The following is a 15,656-nucleotide window of genomic DNA, read 5'->3' on the forward strand; positions in this document are numbered from 1 at the left end:
CAGCGCGGTGGCCGGCCCGTGGAGCCCCCAGGCCCGGTCGCCGCTTCGGTGCCGGCCCAGGGCCGACTCGCCGACGCGTGACCGGCGTCGGGCGCTGTCCACCGGACCCGCACCGGCCTCCCGTTCGTTCGCGACTGTGGGTAGGCTCCACTGCCATGTCGGCCCGCGAGACCTCCGACGAGTCACGCCGCAAGCCACTGCTGACCGTACTCTTCTGGTCGGGGGTCGGACTCGCACCGATGGCGGCCCTGCTGCTCCTGGTCGGTGACGGTAACGGGCCGCTACGGATCGCCGCGGTCCTCGCCGTACTCGCGGTTGTCCTGATCGGACTGTCGATTGCGCTGCGTGGTGACGCCGACAGCGTTCGGGTGGAGCTGGAGGAAACCCTCCTGGAGGAACTCGACGACCTGCGCGGCGAACTCCGGGGCGAGATCGCCACCGCCGCCCGGAACACGCACAGGACCCTCGGTGAGCGACTGGACGAGGTGCAGGGCAGCGTCGAGGCGCTGCGGGGCCAGCTCGAGGCCGTCCGGTCCGGCCAGGATCCGGGCCGGGTGAGTGCGGGTGCGGCCGTACCCGTGGCGGCCGGCGCGGCGGCACCGGCGGCCCGGGACGCGAACGACTCCGCGCCGACCGGCCGTGCGTCGGCCAGGCATGCGCAGGGCAGCGCCGGTCCGGATCGTTCCGACGTGGCCGAGGGCGGTCGGGGTCGTGCGGCCGTGACCTGGGCGGACAGCCCGCGCGAGGAGGCCGTGCCGGCGGGGTCGGCGGGACGCCGCGGCGGCGCGGCCCGGGGCGCGGAGTACGGCTCGCCGCGCGGCGCGGAGTACGGCTCCGGACGGGACGACGACCGGTACCCCGACGACCCGAGGTCCCCCTACGACGAGGACGACCACCCCGACGGCCGTCGGCGCGGCCGGGGCAGGGGCCGGTACGAGCGGCCCGACGGGCCGGCCGCCCCGGGGCCCGGCACGTACGGGCATTCCGGCGGCGGACCGGAGGCATACTCCGGCGGCGCGCAGTGGCCGCCGCCCGGCGGTGCCCAACACGGGGCGACGGGCAGCCTGCCCCGGCTCGGCCCCGGCGTCGTCCAGCACACCGAGACCGTCCAGGTGACCACCCGGCACACCATCGTCGGCGCCGCCGACGAGGACTTCCACCCCGGCACCGTCTACGGCGGCGGCACCTACGGCACCGTCTACGGCGGTGGCCGGTCCGGCGGCACCTACGGCGGCGGGGTGTACGGCGGTCGGGGCGATCGGCCCGACGACCGGGACGTCGACTTCCCCGACGATCGCGCCGAGGAACCGGAGGAACGGCCGCGCCGGGGTCGCCGGGGCGGTGAACCGGACGAGGGTGGCTCCGGTGGCCGGCGCTTCGCCGGCGTGCGCCTCGGCGACTTCGGCCTCGGCGAGATGCCGTGGCGGAACCGGTCGGCGGAGCCCGACCCCGACCTGGTGACCGGCGATCCCGCCGACGACTCCTACTGGTCCGAGCTGCGCTCGGACGACCGGTGGCCCGCAGCCAGGGACGATGACCAGGGTCAGGAGCTCCGGATGGGCCAGCGGCGGGCCTCGGTCCGCGCCGACGAGTCCGGAGTGGAGATGCGGGTCGAGGACCGCTGGGCCGAGGTCCGCCACGGCGACGAGCGCGGTCGGAGTCGCCGCTGGTCCGACGCCGACGACGAGCGTCGCCCGGGCCGCCGCTGGTCCGACGCCGACGACGAACCTGGCGGCCCGACCGATCGGTCTGGGGCGGGACGCTGGGGCGGAGACAGGGACGACCGGCGGCCCGATCCGCGGGCCGGCCGGGGGCGGAGCTCCTGGGACGACCCGGATGTCGGTCGCGGTTCGGGCCGGCGGGGCGCGTCCGCGCCCGCGCTGCCGGCCGGAGGTGTCGACCCGGTCAGCGCCTGGGCGCCGTCCGGCGCCGAGTGGGGGCCACGACGGTCACCTGAGCCCGAGCCGGTGTCGCGGGGGCGGCGGCACCGGGACGACGAGGAGTACGGCTACCCGCCGGACGACGAGGCACCCCGGGCCGGCGGGACCCGGCGGAGCGCCGACTACGGATACGGCGCCGACTACGGCTACCGCTGACCGGTGCGGTGTCGTCCCCGCTCCCGTCGCACGCGTACCGCCGATCGGCTCACTTGTCGATGTCGCCGACGACGAAGAACATCGATCCGAGGATCGCGATCAGGTCCGGCACCAGGCAGCCGGGCAGCAGCGTGGTCAGGGCCTGCACGTTGGCGTACGAGGCGGTGCGCAGCTTCATCCGCCATGGCGTCTTCTCGCCCCGCGACACGAGGTAGTAGCCGTTGATCCCGAGGGGGTTCTCGGTCCACGCGTACGTGTGCCCTTCCGGGGCCTTGACGACCTTCGGCAGCCGGACGTTCACCGGCCCGCGGATCCGGTCGACCTGCTCCAGGCACCGCTCGGCGAGGTCGAGGGAGACGTACACCTGGTCGAGCAGCACCTCGAACCGGGCGTGGCAGTCCCCGGCGGTCCGGGTCACGACCGGCACCTCCAGCGACCCGTACGCCAGGTAGGGCTCGTCACGGCGCAGGTCGAAGTCGAGCCCGGAGGCGCGGGCCACCGGTCCGGAGGCACCGTACGCGGCGGCGTCGGCGGCGGAGAGCACCCCGATCCCGACCGTACGGGCGAGGAAGATGTCGTTGTGCCGGATCAGCCTGTCCAGGTCGGGCAGGCGACGCCGGACCTCGCCGATCGCCGCCCGGGCCCGGCGGGTCCAGCCGGCCGGCACCTCCTCCTTGAGCCCGCCGATCCGGTTGAACATGTAGTGGATCCGGCCGCCGGAGACCTCCTCCAGCACCGCCTGCAGGGTCTCCCGCTCGCGGAACGCGTAGAACATCGGCGTGATCGCGCCGATCTCCAGGGGGTACGAGCCGAGAAACATCAGGTGGTTCAGCACCCGGTTGAGTTCGGCGAGCGCGGTACGCAGCCAGACCGCCCGCTCGGGGACCTCGATCCCCATCAGCCGCTCGACCGCGAGGACCACGCCCAGCTCGTTGGAGAACGCGGACAGCCAGTCGTGCCGGTTCGCCAGGACGATGATCTGCCGGTAGTCGCGGACCTCGAAGAGCTTCTCCGCACCCCGGTGCATGTAGCCGACGATCGGTTCACAGGAGACCACCCGTTCGCCGTCGAGCACCAGCCTGAGCCGGAGTACGCCGTGCGTCGACGGGTGCTGCGGCCCGATGTTGAGCACCATGTCGGCGGTGTCGAGGCCCGTGCCGGTGCCGACGGTCAGCTCCCGCAGTGCCCCGGTGTCGGCTGTCATGTCGGACATCGTGCCACGCCACGAAGTCCATCGCCGTCGTCCGGTCAGGCCCTCCCGCCGTGCGGCTCTCCGGCCGGGGCGTCGCCGACCGGCTCGAGGGTGGGTCCGACGTCCGGCTCGGGGTTCGCGCCGCCGGCGGTTTCGGCGGCGGTGATGAGCCGGTGGCCGGAGGCGAGTACGGCGATGGCCAGTATGAAGGCGAATCCGCCCAGGTAGAACGGGATGCTCAGGTCTGTCGCGTCGGCGAGCTTGCCCGCGGCGTACGGGGCGAGGCCGCCGCCGATGAACCGGACGAACCCGTACGCGGACGAGGCGACCGGCCGTTCGACCGGCGAGACCAGCATGACGGCCTGGGTGGTCAGGGTGTTGTTGATGCCGATGAACGCGCCGCTGAGGATGACCGCGACGATGACGGCGGCCGGGGTCTCCACGCCGAGCCCGATGACCGCCATGACGACGCCGAGGCCGATCAGGTTGACGTAGAGGACGGGCGCGGTGCCGAAGTGTGCCTGCAGGCGCGGCGCGACGAGGACGCTGAAGATCGCGACCAGCAGACCCCAGCAGGTGAAGACGAGGCCGAGCTGGTGGGCGTTCAGTTCCATCGGGTACGGCGCGTACCCGAGCATGGTGAAGAAGCCCCAGTTGTAGCAGAGGGCCATGACCGCCATGATCAGCAGTCCCCGGTGCCGCAGCGCCTTCAGCGGCGCCGCCAGCGACGTACGCCGGGCTGGCCGGGGCAGGGCCGGGACGGTGACGAGCGTGGCGGCCAGGGCGATGAACATCAGCGCCGCCACCCCGAAGAACGGCCCCCGCCAGCTGATGCTGCCGAGTTCGCCGCCGAGGAGCGGGCCGACCGCGATGCCGAGCCCCAGCGCGGTCTCGTAGAGGATGATCGCGCCGGCGAAACCGCCACTGGCGGATGACACGATGACCGCGAGGCTGGTGGCGATGAACAGGGCGTTGCCCAGCCCCCAGCCGGCGCGGAACCCGACGATTCCCCCGATCGAGTCCGACGTTCCGGCGAGCGCGGCGAAGATGACGATCAGGGCGAGACCGATCACCAGGGTACGTTTGCCGCCCAGGCGGCTGGACACCCAGCCGACCACCAGCATCGCCACGGCGGTGACGACCAGGTAGCTGGTGAACAGCAGGGACACCTGGCTCGGTGTCGCCTTCAGGTTGGCCGCGAGCGCCGGCAGGATCGGGTCGACGAGCCCGATGCCCATGAACGAGATGACGCACGCGAACGCCACGGCCCAGACGGCTCGGGGCTGTCGGAACGGGTTCGCGGCCTTGTCGGGTGGTGCGGTCATGCGGGTTTTCCTCGCTGGTCGTCCTGGTTTCGCTGCGGTTCGCCGGTGGGTGTGTCGGCGAGCTGGGTGTCGACGAGCCGGGCGAGCGCGGGCAGCGCCGCGACGATCGCCGCCCGGTCCGCGGGGTCGAGCTGGCCGAGCAGGTGCGACAGCGCCTCGGCGCGCTGGGCCCGGCGGCGGTGGAGCAGCTCGACGCCGGCCTCGGTCGCCTCGACCAGCACGCCCCGCCGGTCGGTACTGGTGGCGGTGCGGCGTACCAGGCCCTCGCGTTCGAGCCGGCTGACGAGCTGGGTCATCCCCGGCTGCGAGACACGCTCGGCGTCGGCCAGCTCGGTGAGCCGCCGTGGGCCCTCCCGAACCAGCCTGGCCAGCAGCGAGGCGGCGGCCATGCTCAGGTCGCCGAGGGTGGTGAGTTGCCGGACGAAGCGGACGAGCCGTTCGAACACGGCGGCCAACTCGGCTCCCTCGCCGACATGATTCATAACGTCATTATGAACATTGCCGCTTCCGGGCCGCACCGTGAGCTGGCTGACGCCGTCCGCGCCGTCGGGTCGCCGACCGGTCGTTCAGCGAGAACACGGTCGGCAAGGAACGTGGTCAGCGAGGAACGCGGATCACCGGCCCGGTCACCGAGCCTGCGGCGGCGCCTCCGCTGGCGCCTCCGCCGGCCAGGGCGGCAGGACCGCCGCCGGGGCGATCCCGACCGGCTGGAACAGCCACCAGTGGCCGCCGAGCCCGGCCGGGTCGGTCAGCTCGGCCGCCGTCGACGCGGCGGCGAGGGCGCGGACGTAGCCGGCGGGATCGGTCGAGGCGAGAGCGAGCGGTGGGCGGGCGCCGTCGACGCCGAGGGCCCGCAGGGCGGCGCGCTGGCGCACCAGGGCGTACGGCAGCCCGGCCACCGCCGACCCGGCCGCCGCGACCGAGTCGATCGCGACGTGGGCGGTCAGGTCACAGCGCCCGTCCGGCACCGGCGGCACCTGGCGGCCGTCCCGGAACCCGGTGAGGGTGCCGTACGGCGGTCGGGCCTGGCGCAGGTGCCCGTAGTCGACGGCGAGGGCCAGCCCCCGGTCCAGCGCCGCCACGGCGGCGGCCCAGGCGTCGTCGCGGGGCAGACCGATCTCGGCCCGTTCCGGAGCCTCGGCCGGGGCCGCTGCCCCGGACCACCCGGGCGCCGGCTCCGGGGCCGGCCACCACCGGGCGAGCCAGTCCGCCTCGGCGCCGTCGACCGGCCCGCCGGCCGACTCGACGCCGGTGGCGGGCTCGACCAGCACCCGGCGCCACCCGGTCGGCCCGGACTCCACCACCTCCAGCGGCACGTTGTCCAGCCACTCCGTGCCGAGGAGCAGCCCGACGACCCGCTCCGGCAGGTCGGCCCGCCAGTCGATCGCCGGGGCCAGCTCCGGTGGACGCGGGGCGAGTTCGACGGCGGTGAGCCGGAGCCGGTCGGCGAGGCCGGAAGGGGCGAGCCGGGCCAGGGTGGTCAGCAGTTCGCCCCGGCCGGCGCCGACGTCGACCACGTCCAGCCGGTCCGGCCGACCGAGCGCGGCGTCGAGACGGTCCAGCAGCCGTACCAGCGCGGTGCCGAGCACCGGCACGACGTGCGCGCTGGTCCGGAAGTGCGCCGCCGGCCCGGCCCCGGCGACGAAGAAGCCGCCCTCGCCGTACAGCGCGGCCGACATCGCCGCCGCCCAGCCGATCGCCACCGATCCAGGCTATGCGTCGCCGCGCATCCCGGTTCCTCCGCCGTACCGCGGCCCACACCGCTGCCGCCCGGCCACGCGGCATTCCCGTACCCCGCCGGTCCGGCCCGGCCGTCGTGGGTCGCGGCGGGGGCACCGGCGGCGGTGAAGGTGTTCACAACCACGTGGTCGAGATCGGGCCCGACGGCGCATACTTGCGATCGACCGGTACCACTTGTCGAGGACTGGATCATCATCATGAGCGCATCGCCGCGCCCGGGCTCCGCCACGCCCGGAGGGCTGGCTCCGCCGTCCGGCGTCGAGCCGGCGACCACGGCTCCGCAGAGCCACGCCGGGCCCACCGGCACCGGGCCGGCCGTCCCTGGCGCGCCCGACGCCACCGTTCCCACCACCCCGCCGCGCCGGCTCACCGTCGGGATCGTCGGTGCCGGACGGGTCGGGCCCGTGCTCGGCGCCGCCCTGGCCCGGGCCGGCCATCGGGTGGTCGCCATCACCGGCGTCTCGACCGCCGCCCGGGAGCGGATCGCCCGGCTGCTTCCCACCGCCGCCGTCCGGCCCGCCGACGAGGTGGCCCGAGCCGCCACCGACCTGCTGCTGATCGCCGTACCGGACGATGCGCTCGCCGGGGTCGTGACCGGGCTCGCCCGGACCGGCGCGCTGCGCCCCGGGCAGGTGGTCGCACACACCTCGGGGGCGCACGGCACCGGCGTGCTGGGGCCGGTCCGGGCGGTCGGCGCCCTGCCGCTCGCCCTGCACCCCGCGATGACCTTCACCGGCACCGCCGACGACCTCACCCGGCTCCCCGGCATCTCGTACGGCGTCACCGCCCCGGTGCCGCTGCGCGCGTACGTGGCACGACTCGTCGCCGACCTGGGCGGCGTACCGGAGTGGATCTCCGAGTCGGACCGGCCGCTCTACCACGCGGCGCTCGCGCACGGCGCCAACCACCTGGTCACCCTCGTCAACGAGGCGGCCGACCGGCTCCGCGACGCCGGGGTCGGCGACCCGGCGAAGGTGCTCGGGCCGCTGCTGACGGCCGCCCTGGAGAACGCGTTGCGGCTCGGCGACGCGGCGCTGACCGGGCCGGTGTCCCGGGGCGACGCCGGAACCGTCGCCCGGCACCTGGACCGGCTCGCCGTGGCCGCACCCGACTCGGTGCCCAGCTACCTCGCGCTGGCCCGCCGCACCGCCGACCGGGCGATCGCCGCCGGCCGGCTCCGGCCGGTCGACGCCGAGTCGCTGCTCGGCGTGCTCGCGGACCGGGATCGGGAGGTCGCCCGCGACCGGGTGGACGCGCCCGGCCGCCGGGCCGGAACGACGGGTGGGGCCCGATGACCGAGGTGCTCCGGACCAGGGCCGAACTCGCCTCCGCACTGGCCTCCCGCTCGGGAACGCTGGCGGTGGTGATGACCATGGGCGCCCTGCACTCGGGCCACGAGGCGCTGCTGCGCGCGGCCCGGGAGCGGGCGGACGACGTCCTCGCGACGATCTTCGTCAACCCGCTCCAGTTCGGGCCGAACGAGGACTTCGACCGCTATCCCCGGACCTTCGACGCCGACCTGGCGGTCTGCGCGGCCGCCGGGGTCCGGTACGTCTTCGCGCCGTCCCGGGAGGAGATGTACCCGGACGGCGAGCCGATGGTCCGGGTCAACCCGGGCGGCCTCGGCGAGGAGCTGGAGGGGGCGAGTCGGCCGGGCTTCTTCACCGGTGTCCTGACCGTGGTGCTGAAGCTGCTGAACCTGATCCGCCCGGACGTCGCGTTCTTCGGCGAGAAGGACTACCAGCAGCTCGTCCTGGTCCGGCGGATGGTCCGGGACCTGGCGTTGGACGTGGAGATCGTCGGGGTGCCGACGGTACGGGAGCCGGACGGGCTCGCCCTCTCCAGCCGGAACCGGTACCTCTCCGCCGCGGAGCGGACCGCCGCGCTGAGCCTCTCGGCCGCGCTGCGGGCCGGGGCGGAGGCCGCCGCTGCGGGCCGGGGCGCCGACGGCGCGCTCGCCGCCGCCTTCCGGGCCTTCGGTGCGGGCGCCGGTGGCGGTACGCCCGACGCGGTCACCGGCCCGGCCACCGGCTCCGCTGCCCCGACCACCGCCGGTGAGTCCGGTGCCGGCGCGCCCGCCGGCTCGCCGGCCGCGGGTGGGTCGGACGGCGCCGCCCCGGCGGCCCGGCTCGACTACCTGGTGCTGACCGATCCCGAACTCGGGCCGCCGCCGGCGACCGGTCCGGCCCGGATGCTGATCGCCGCCTGGGTCGGCACCACCCGATTGATCGACAACATGCCGGTGGAACTGGCGCCGGTCACCCCGGAGGGATAACCCGATGCTCCGTACCATGCTCAAGTCGAAGATCCACCGGGCCACGGTGACCCAGGCCGACCTGCACTACGTCGGGTCGGTCACCGTCGACGCCGACCTCCTCGACGCCGCCGACCTCCTCCCCGGCGAGCAGGTCGCGATCGTGGACGTGACCAACGGGGCGCGACTGGAGACGTACGTGATCCCGGGCGAGCGGGGCAGCGGGGTGCTCGGCATCAACGGCGCCGCCGCCCACCTGGTCCACCCCGGCGACCTGGTCATCCTGATCTCGTACGCCCAGCTCGACGACGCCACCGCCCGGACGTACCAGCCGCGGATCGTCCACGTTGACGCGCGGAACCGGATCATCGAGCTGGGCGCCGATCCGGCCGCGGCGGTGCCGGGGATGGTCGGCGACCCGGTCCGGGGAGACGCGCTCGCCGCACATTGATCTTCCTGTTCGGGTGACCGCTCCGGTTACCGTAAGGTGCAACCGGACGGTGGCCCGTGGGGAGGGACGCATGCGGCGATGGATGACGGCCCTGGCGCTGGCCGGGGTTGTTGGCCTGGTCCTCGGCGGCTGCGGAGCTCCGGGCGGTGCCGACGGCAACCTCGTCGACGACTGGGCCGCGATCGGCGAGCCGAAGATGTTCGTCCCGACGCCCGAGACGTGCCATCCGGCCGACTTCGTCGAGACGGTGTACCTGTCGTCGTACTTCCCCGTCGACTGCTCCGTCAGCCACCGGGTCGAGACCGTCCACGTGGGAACCTTCACCGGCGCGCTCGACAGTGCCGCACCGCCGGCCAGGGGCTCGGCGCCGCGCCGCGCCGCGTACGCGGAATGTGACCGGCAGGCGCGGGGCTTTCTCGGCGCGGACTGGCGGGTGGCCCGGCTCTGGCTCGGGGTGGCGATCCCGTCGGAACGAGCCTGGCTCGCCGGCGCCCGCTGGTTCCGCTGCGACCTCGTGGAAATGATCGAGGTCGAGGAGAACAACATCTCGACCACCCGAACCGGCAGCCTCAAGGGAGCGCTGCGCAGCCCCGGGCCGCTGCACCTCACCTGCTACCACACCACGCTCGACCGCAACGACCAGATTGACCGGATGCCCGCCGTCGACTGCGACGAGCGGCACAACAGCGAGTTCGCCGGGGTGTGGCGGGCGCCGGAAGACCTGGGGTACCCGGACGCGGAACGGGACTGGCAGGACTTCTACGACGGCTGTTACCGCGTCGTCGCCCGGTACGTCGAGGTGCCGCAGAGCAGTGTCCGGTTCCGTACCGGGATCGTGGCGCTGCCGGGCCGGCCGGACGACTGGGAGGCCGGTGACCGGGGCGTGCGCTGCTACCTCTGGATCTCGGACGGCCGGTTCACCCGCTCGCTCAAGGGCGCGGGCCCGGCAGGACTGCCGATCCGGACCGGGTGACGCCCGCGTCGGCCCGGCCGGGGTCGCACGCCCGGGACGCCGTACCGGCTCGGCGCCGGCGTTCCCGGCCAGCCGTGCCCGCCCGGGCCTGGCTCGAAGGCCCGGCTGACCAGTCGGGTCGACCCGGCGCCAGCCGCCGACCGGGGGTGGTACGCCACCGGGCCGAGAGCGTCGCCACTTTCTCCGCCCCCGGCCCACCGGACGAATCCGTTTCGGGTTGACTGGAGGGATGCGCCTTCCGACCCTCGACCTGCCGGTGCTGCCCCGGTTGCTGACCGCGCCGCCGCCCGGCTGGGTGGAGACCACCGACGTGGTGGTGGTCGGGTCGGGCATCGCCGGGCTCACCGCCGCGCTGCACCTGCGGGAGGCGGGGCTGCACGTCACCGTCGTCACCAAGGTCAATATCGACGACGGCTCGACCCGGTGGGCCCAGGGCGGCATCGCGGCCGTACTCGACCCGCTGGACACCCCCGCGGCGCACGCCGCGGACACCGAGGTGGCCGGGGTCGGGCTCTGCGATCCGGACGCGGTCCGGGTCCTGGTCGAGGAGGGGCCGACCCGGTTGCGCGAGCTGATCCGGGTGGGCGCCGAGTTCGACCGCAATCCGGACGGCTCGCTGATGCTGACCCGCGAGGGTGGCCACCACGCCAACCGGATCGTGCACGCCGGTGGTGACGCGACCGGTGCCGAGGTCCAGCGGGCCCTGCACGCGGCGGTGGGACGGGACCCCTGGATCCGGCTCGTCGAGCACGCGCTCGTCCTGGATCTGCTCCGGGCTCCCGGCGACGGGCCGGACGGGCTCGGCCGGGCCTGCGGGGTCACCCTGCACGTGCTCGGCGAGGGGACCGAGGACGGCGTGGGTGCGATCCTGGCCCGGGCGGTGGTGCTGGCCACCGGCGGGATGGGCCAGATCTTCGCCGCCACCACCAACCCGGCGGTCTCCACCGGCGACGGGGTGGCGCTCGCCCTGCGGGCCGGTGCGGCCGTGACCGACCTGGAGTTCGTCCAGTTCCATCCCACCGCGCTGATCCGGCCGCCCGGGCCGGACGCCCCGACCGCTGCCGCGCAGCAGCCCCTGGTGTCGGAGGCGCTGCGGGGCGAGGGAGCGTACCTGGTCGACGCCGACGGAAAGCGGTTCATGGTCGGCCAGCACGAACTCGCCGAGCTGGCGCCCCGGGACGTGGTCGCGAAGGGCATCCACCGGGTGCTGCTGGCCACCGGTGCCGACCACGTCTACCTGGACGCCCGGCACCTCGGCCGAGACTTCCTGCACCGGCGGTTCCCCACCATCGTCGCCTCCTGCCTGGCGGCCGGGATCGACCCCGCGGTCGACCCGATCCCGGTCGCGCCGGCCGCCCACTACGCCTCCGGCGGGGTCCGGACCGACCTGTACGGGCGGACCAGCATCCCCGGCCTGTACGCCTGCGGCGAGGTGGCCTGCACCGGGGTGCACGGCGCCAACCGGCTGGCCAGCAACTCGTTGCTGGAGGGGCTGGTCTTCGCCCGCCGGATCGCCGAGCACCTCAGCCGGGAGCTGCCGGAACCGGCCGAGCCGGCGCCCACCGGCGCGTGGCGCGGCGCGGCGGGCTGGGTGGTCGACCCGGGGATCCGGCCGGCGCTGGCCCGGGCGATGAGTCGGGGGGCCGGTGTGCTCCGGTCGGCGGAGACGCTGCGCGCCACCGCCGCCGAACTGGTGACCCTCGGCGCCACCCGGGGCACGCCCCGGACCGCGAGCTGGGAGGCGACGAACCTGATCACGGTCGCCGCGGCCCTGGTCAACGCGGCCTACGCCCGGGAGGAGACCCGCGGCTGCCACTGGCGGGAGGATCACCCGGGGACCCGGGACGAGTGGCTCGGACACCTGGTCGGGTCGATCGACCCCGCCGGCAGGCTGGCCCAGCGCTGGGAGGCGCTGGACCGACCGGCGTGACCGGAGGTGGGAGGGCGCGGAAAGCCGGGCGGCGTGACGGGACGGGCGTGACGGATCCCGGTGGTCCGGCCCGGCGACGGGTGACCGACCCGTGCCCGGCTGGGACGGAGTGCGAGGCGGCGTACGGGAGGACGAGGGAGGCGGGATGGTGACGGACCCGACGGGGCGGGCGCTGCGGGCCGCCGGGCTGGACCCCGCGGAGGTGGAACGGATCGTCCAGAACGCGCTGGACGAGGACCTGGGACCCGAGCGCCGCGACGTGACCAGCATGGCGACGATCCCGGCCGACCAGGTCGACACCGCCGACCTGGTGGCTCGGGCGGACGGCGTGGTCGCCGGCCTCGCCGTGGCCGCGGCCGTCTTCGACGTCACCGGCGCGGGTGCGGTCCGGTTCGCGGCGGTGGCGGCGGACGGCGACCGGGTACGCCGAGGCGACGTGCTGGCGACGGTGACCGGGCCGACGCGGGCGCTGCTGACCGCCGAGCGGACCGCGCTGAACCTGCTCTGCCGGATGTCCGGGGTGGCGACGCACACCCGGGCCTGGGTCGAGGCGCTGGCCGGCAGCAAGGCGACCGTGCTGGACACCCGGAAGACCACCCCGGGCCTGCGGACGCTGGAGAAGTACGCGGTCCGGGCCGGTGGCGGCGCCAACAAGCGGATGGGCCTGTACGACGTCGCCATGATCAAGGACAACCACAAGCTGGCGGCCGGCGGCATCGCCGCGGCGTACCGGCGGGTGCGGGAGGCGTTCCCGGAGGTGCCTATCCAGGTCGAGGTGACCACGGTGGCCGAGGCCATCGAGGCGGTGGAGGCCGGGGCCGACTTCCTGCTCTGCGACAACATGACGCCGGCGGGACTCGCCGAGGTGGTGGCCGCCGTGGGCGACCGGGCCGAACTGGAGGCGACCGGGGGACTGACTCTGGCCACCGCCGCCGAGTACGCCGCCACCGGCGTCGACTACCTCTCGGTTGGGGCGCTCACCCACTCCTCCCCTATCGTGGACATCGCGATGGACCTCCGGCCGCGTTGACGTGGGCCGGTGCGGGACGAACCTCTCCGGCCGGACGGTGTGGGCCGGCCGGCACGACCTCGGGGCTTCGGGGCTGACGAATGCTGCTGTGTATCGACATCGGTAACACCAACACGGTCCTGGCGACCTTCGAGGGCGACAAGCTGGTCCACTCCTGGCGGATCAAGACCGACGCCCGCTCGACCGCGGACGAGCTGGGGCTGAAGTTCCGGGGCCTGCTCGCGGGCGACGCGGTCGAGATCACCGGCGTCGCCGCCTGCTCGACCGTGCCGGCCGCGCTGCGCTCGCTGCGGACGATGCTGGCGCGGTACTACACGGACGTCCCGAACGTGATCGTCGAGCCCGGAGTGCGCACCGGCGTGCAACTGGCGATCGACAATCCGAAGGAGGTCGGTGCGGACCGGGTGGTGAACACCCTGGCCGCGTACAGTCTCTACGGCGGGCCGTCGATCGTTGTCGACTTCGGCACCACCACCAACTTCGACGTGATCAGCGGGCGGGGGGAGTTCCTCGGCGGGGCGTTCGCGCCCGGGATCGAGATCTCGTTCGACGCGCTCGCCGCGCGCGCGGCCCAGCTGCGAAAGGTTGAGCCGGCGGCACCCCGCTCGGTGATCGGCAAGAACACCGTGGAGTGCCTCCAGGCCGGGATGTACTTCGGCTTCGCCGGCCAGGTGGACCGGATCGTCGAGCGGATGATCGAGGAGCTGGGCGAGGCGCGAGCGGTGATCGCCACGGGCGGGCTGGCGCCGCTGGTGATCGGTGAGTGTCGGACCATCACCCACCACGAGCCGATGATCACGCTGATCGGACTTCGGATGGTCTACGAGCGCAACCGCTGAGCCGCCCACCCTCGGAACGGGCGCGCGGCGGTGCGCCGTCCGGGCCGGCCCGGGGGCCCCTACGGCCCGGCCGACCGCCGGTCCGGGCACCCCGACCGCCCGGCCGACCGCCGGTCCGGGGTTGGGCCGGCCGGTACGGTCGCCCGCGCCCGTGGCCCGGCCGAACGAGCGGGTGCGGGTGTGTGATCGACCATGGCATCGCGGTTATCCCGCTGCCTGTCCGGCCGGCCCTTGAGTACGCTCGGGGCCGAACTCCGCCGACAATTCCCGAGGAAGCATCCGTGAGCCAGCAGATTCCCCAGCCCGCCGACCCTGCCGACGACCTTCCCGAGCAGATGCGGGTGCGCCGGGAGAAGCGGGAGCGCATGCTCGCCGACGGCGTCGAGCCGTATCGCCTGGGATATCCGCGTACCGCCACCCTGGCCGAGATCCGGGCCCGATACGCGGATCTCCCGACCGACACCGCCACCGGCGACACCGCCGCGGTCACCGGTCGGGTGATCTTCGTCCGGAATACCGGGAAGCTCTGCTTCGCCACGCTTCGGGACGGGGACGGCACCGAATTGCAGGCCATGCTCTCGCTGGACCGGGTCGGCCCGGAACGGCTCGAAGAGTGGAAGCGGCTGGTGGACATCGGCGACCACGTCGGCGTGACGGGCGAGGTCATTACCAGCCGTCGGGGCGAGCTTTCCGTACTCGCCGATTCCTGGTCGATGACCTCCAAGGCGCTCCGGCCGCTGCCCGTGGCACACAAGCCGTTGAGCGAGGAGGCGCGGGTCCGGCAGCGTTACGTGGATCTGATCGTCCGGCCGCAGGCCCGCCAGATGGTGCGGACCAGGGCGGCGGCCGTGCGCAGTCTGCGCGATTCGCTGCATGCCCGGAGTTTCATCGAAGTGGAAACCCCGATGCTCCAGACGCTCCCGGGCGGGGCCACCGCGCGGCCATTCGTGACGCACAGCAATGCACTGGATACCGATCTGTATCTGCGAATCGCGCCGGAGCTTTATCTCAAGCGGGCGGTGGTTGGCGGCATCGACCGGGTCTTCGAGATCAACCGGAACTTCCGCAATGAGGGTGTCGACTCCTCGCACTCGCCGGAGTTCGCGATGTTGGAGGCGTACCAGGCGTACGGCGACTACGACACCGTGGCCGAGCTGGTCCGTGACCTGGTGCAGGAGGCCGCGCTCGCGACGGCCGGGTCGCACGTCGTGACGCACGCGGACGGCACCGAGCTCGACCTGGGCGGCCGGTGGCGGTCGGTGACCCTCTACGGGTCGCTCTCCGCCGCGCTGGGCGAGGAGGTGACAATCCGGACGCCCATGGCCGACCTGCTGCGCTACGCGGAGAAGGTGGGACTGGCCGTCGACCCCACGTGGGGCCCGGGCAAGCTCGCGGAGGAGCTTTTCGAGGAACTCGTGGTGCCGGGTCTGCGCGAGCCCACGTTCGTCCGGGACTACCCGGAGGAGACCAGTCCACTGGTCCGCCAGCACCGGGCCGAGCCGGGGCTCACCGAGAAATGGGATCTCTACGTGCTGGGATTCGAGCTGGCTACGGGCTACTCGGAGCTCGTCGATCCCGTGGTACAGCGGCAGCGGCTGGTGGCCCAGGCGCAGCAGGGGGCCCGGGGAGACGACGAGGCGATGCGGCTCGACGAGGACTTCCTGCGCGCGTTGGAGTACGGAATGCCACCGACCGGGGGCTTGGGAATGGGAATCGATCGGCTGCTGATGACCCTCACCGGCCTGGGAATTCGGGAAACCATCCTGTTCCCGATGGTCCGCCCGGAGTAGTAGTCCTTCCCGTACACCGAGCGACTTCGGTCCTGG

Annotated in this window: 13 protein-coding genes; 9 read left to right on the top strand and 4 right to left on the bottom strand. The window is 74.0% G+C overall.

Annotation, left to right across the window (positions count from 1 at the left end; genetic code table 11):
- Window positions 1–155 precede the first annotated feature (155 nt).
- Entirely contained in the window at window positions 156–2,096 is a 1,941-nt protein-coding gene (locus EF879_RS22725; RefSeq protein WP_123561893.1) for a hypothetical protein, read from the top strand.
- 49 nt (window positions 2,097–2,145) lie between these two features.
- Here EF879_RS22725 and EF879_RS22730 read toward each other — a convergent pair whose 3' ends face one another.
- The 4 genes from EF879_RS22730 to EF879_RS22745 form a co-directional block, all read right to left on the bottom strand.
- Window positions 2,146–3,309, bottom strand: a complete 1,164-nt coding sequence (locus EF879_RS22730) for an NADH-quinone oxidoreductase subunit D (protein WP_123561895.1) — start codon at window positions 3,307–3,309, stop codon at window positions 2,146–2,148.
- Between the two features lie 35 nt (window positions 3,310–3,344).
- Window positions 3,345–4,613, bottom strand: coding sequence for an MFS transporter (locus tag EF879_RS22735; RefSeq protein ID WP_123561897.1), 1,269 nt, complete (start codon window positions 4,611–4,613; stop codon window positions 3,345–3,347).
- Window positions 4,610–5,095, bottom strand: coding sequence for a MarR family winged helix-turn-helix transcriptional regulator (locus EF879_RS22740; RefSeq protein WP_123561899.1), 486 nt, complete (start codon window positions 5,093–5,095; stop codon window positions 4,610–4,612). The genes EF879_RS22735 and EF879_RS22740 overlap by 4 nt, the downstream gene beginning before the upstream one ends.
- 144 nt (window positions 5,096–5,239) lie before the next feature.
- A complete protein-coding gene (locus EF879_RS22745; RefSeq protein WP_305036055.1) occupies window positions 5,240–6,316 on the bottom strand; it encodes an SAM-dependent methyltransferase in 1,077 nt (358 codons plus the stop codon).
- A gap of 234 nt (window positions 6,317–6,550) precedes the next feature.
- Here EF879_RS22745 and EF879_RS22750 point away from each other — a divergent pair, with 234 nt between their 5' ends.
- The 8 genes from EF879_RS22750 (at window position 6,551) to lysS (ending at window position 15,620) form a co-directional block, all read left to right on the top strand.
- Entirely contained in the window at window positions 6,551–7,648 is a 1,098-nt protein-coding gene (locus EF879_RS22750; protein ID WP_123561901.1) for a Rossmann-like and DUF2520 domain-containing protein, read from the top strand.
- A complete protein-coding gene (gene panC / locus EF879_RS22755) occupies window positions 7,645–8,628 on the top strand; it encodes a pantoate--beta-alanine ligase (protein ID WP_123561903.1) in 984 nt (327 codons plus the stop codon). The genes EF879_RS22750 and panC overlap by 4 nt, the downstream gene beginning before the upstream one ends.
- A gap of 4 nt (window positions 8,629–8,632) precedes the next feature.
- Window positions 8,633–9,058, top strand: coding sequence for an aspartate 1-decarboxylase (gene panD, locus EF879_RS22760; protein WP_123561905.1), 426 nt, complete (start codon window positions 8,633–8,635; stop codon window positions 9,056–9,058).
- A 70-nt stretch (window positions 9,059–9,128) separates the two neighbouring features.
- Window positions 9,129–10,031, top strand: coding sequence for a septum formation family protein (locus EF879_RS22765; protein WP_123561907.1), 903 nt, complete (start codon window positions 9,129–9,131; stop codon window positions 10,029–10,031).
- A gap of 229 nt (window positions 10,032–10,260) precedes the next feature.
- Window positions 10,261–11,961, top strand: coding sequence for an L-aspartate oxidase (locus tag EF879_RS22770; RefSeq protein ID WP_123561908.1), 1,701 nt, complete (start codon window positions 10,261–10,263; stop codon window positions 11,959–11,961).
- A gap of 145 nt (window positions 11,962–12,106) precedes the next feature.
- Window positions 12,107–12,991, top strand: a complete 885-nt coding sequence (nadC, locus tag EF879_RS22775) for a carboxylating nicotinate-nucleotide diphosphorylase (protein WP_199736572.1) — start codon at window positions 12,107–12,109, stop codon at window positions 12,989–12,991.
- A gap of 80 nt (window positions 12,992–13,071) precedes the next feature.
- Window positions 13,072–13,830, top strand: coding sequence for a type III pantothenate kinase (locus EF879_RS22780; protein WP_123561910.1), 759 nt, complete (start codon window positions 13,072–13,074; stop codon window positions 13,828–13,830).
- A gap of 335 nt (window positions 13,831–14,165) precedes the next feature.
- Entirely contained in the window at window positions 14,166–15,620 is a 1,455-nt protein-coding gene (gene lysS, locus EF879_RS22785; protein WP_370375551.1) for a lysine--tRNA ligase, read from the top strand.
- The last annotated feature ends 36 nt before the right edge of the window (window positions 15,621–15,656 follow it).

It is taken from the genome of Micromonospora sp. HM5-17, assembly GCF_003762835.1.
Lineage (GTDB): Bacteria > Actinomycetota > Actinomycetes > Mycobacteriales > Micromonosporaceae > Plantactinospora.

Coding starts and splice junctions, on each gene's coding strand:
- EF879_RS22735 (WP_123561897.1), bottom strand. CDS start 4,613: ATGACCGCACCACCCGACAAGGCCGCGAACCCGTTCCGACAGCCCCGA.
- lysS (WP_370375551.1), top strand. CDS start 14,166: ATGCGGGTGCGCCGGGAGAAGCGGGAGCGCATGCTCGCCGACGGCGTC.
- EF879_RS22725 (WP_123561893.1), top strand. CDS start 156: ATGTCGGCCCGCGAGACCTCCGACGAGTCACGCCGCAAGCCACTGCTG.
- panC (WP_123561903.1), top strand. CDS start 7,645: ATGACCGAGGTGCTCCGGACCAGGGCCGAACTCGCCTCCGCACTGGCC.
- EF879_RS22770 (WP_123561908.1), top strand. CDS start 10,261: ATGCGCCTTCCGACCCTCGACCTGCCGGTGCTGCCCCGGTTGCTGACC.
- EF879_RS22765 (WP_123561907.1), top strand. CDS start 9,129: ATGCGGCGATGGATGACGGCCCTGGCGCTGGCCGGGGTTGTTGGCCTG.
- EF879_RS22740 (WP_123561899.1), bottom strand. CDS start 5,095: ATGAATCATGTCGGCGAGGGAGCCGAGTTGGCCGCCGTGTTCGAACGG.
- nadC (WP_199736572.1), top strand. CDS start 12,107: ATGGTGACGGACCCGACGGGGCGGGCGCTGCGGGCCGCCGGGCTGGAC.
- panD (WP_123561905.1), top strand. CDS start 8,633: ATGCTCCGTACCATGCTCAAGTCGAAGATCCACCGGGCCACGGTGACC.
- EF879_RS22730 (WP_123561895.1), bottom strand. CDS start 3,309: ATGTCCGACATGACAGCCGACACCGGGGCACTGCGGGAGCTGACCGTC.
- EF879_RS22780 (WP_123561910.1), top strand. CDS start 13,072: ATGCTGCTGTGTATCGACATCGGTAACACCAACACGGTCCTGGCGACC.
- EF879_RS22750 (WP_123561901.1), top strand. CDS start 6,551: ATGAGCGCATCGCCGCGCCCGGGCTCCGCCACGCCCGGAGGGCTGGCT.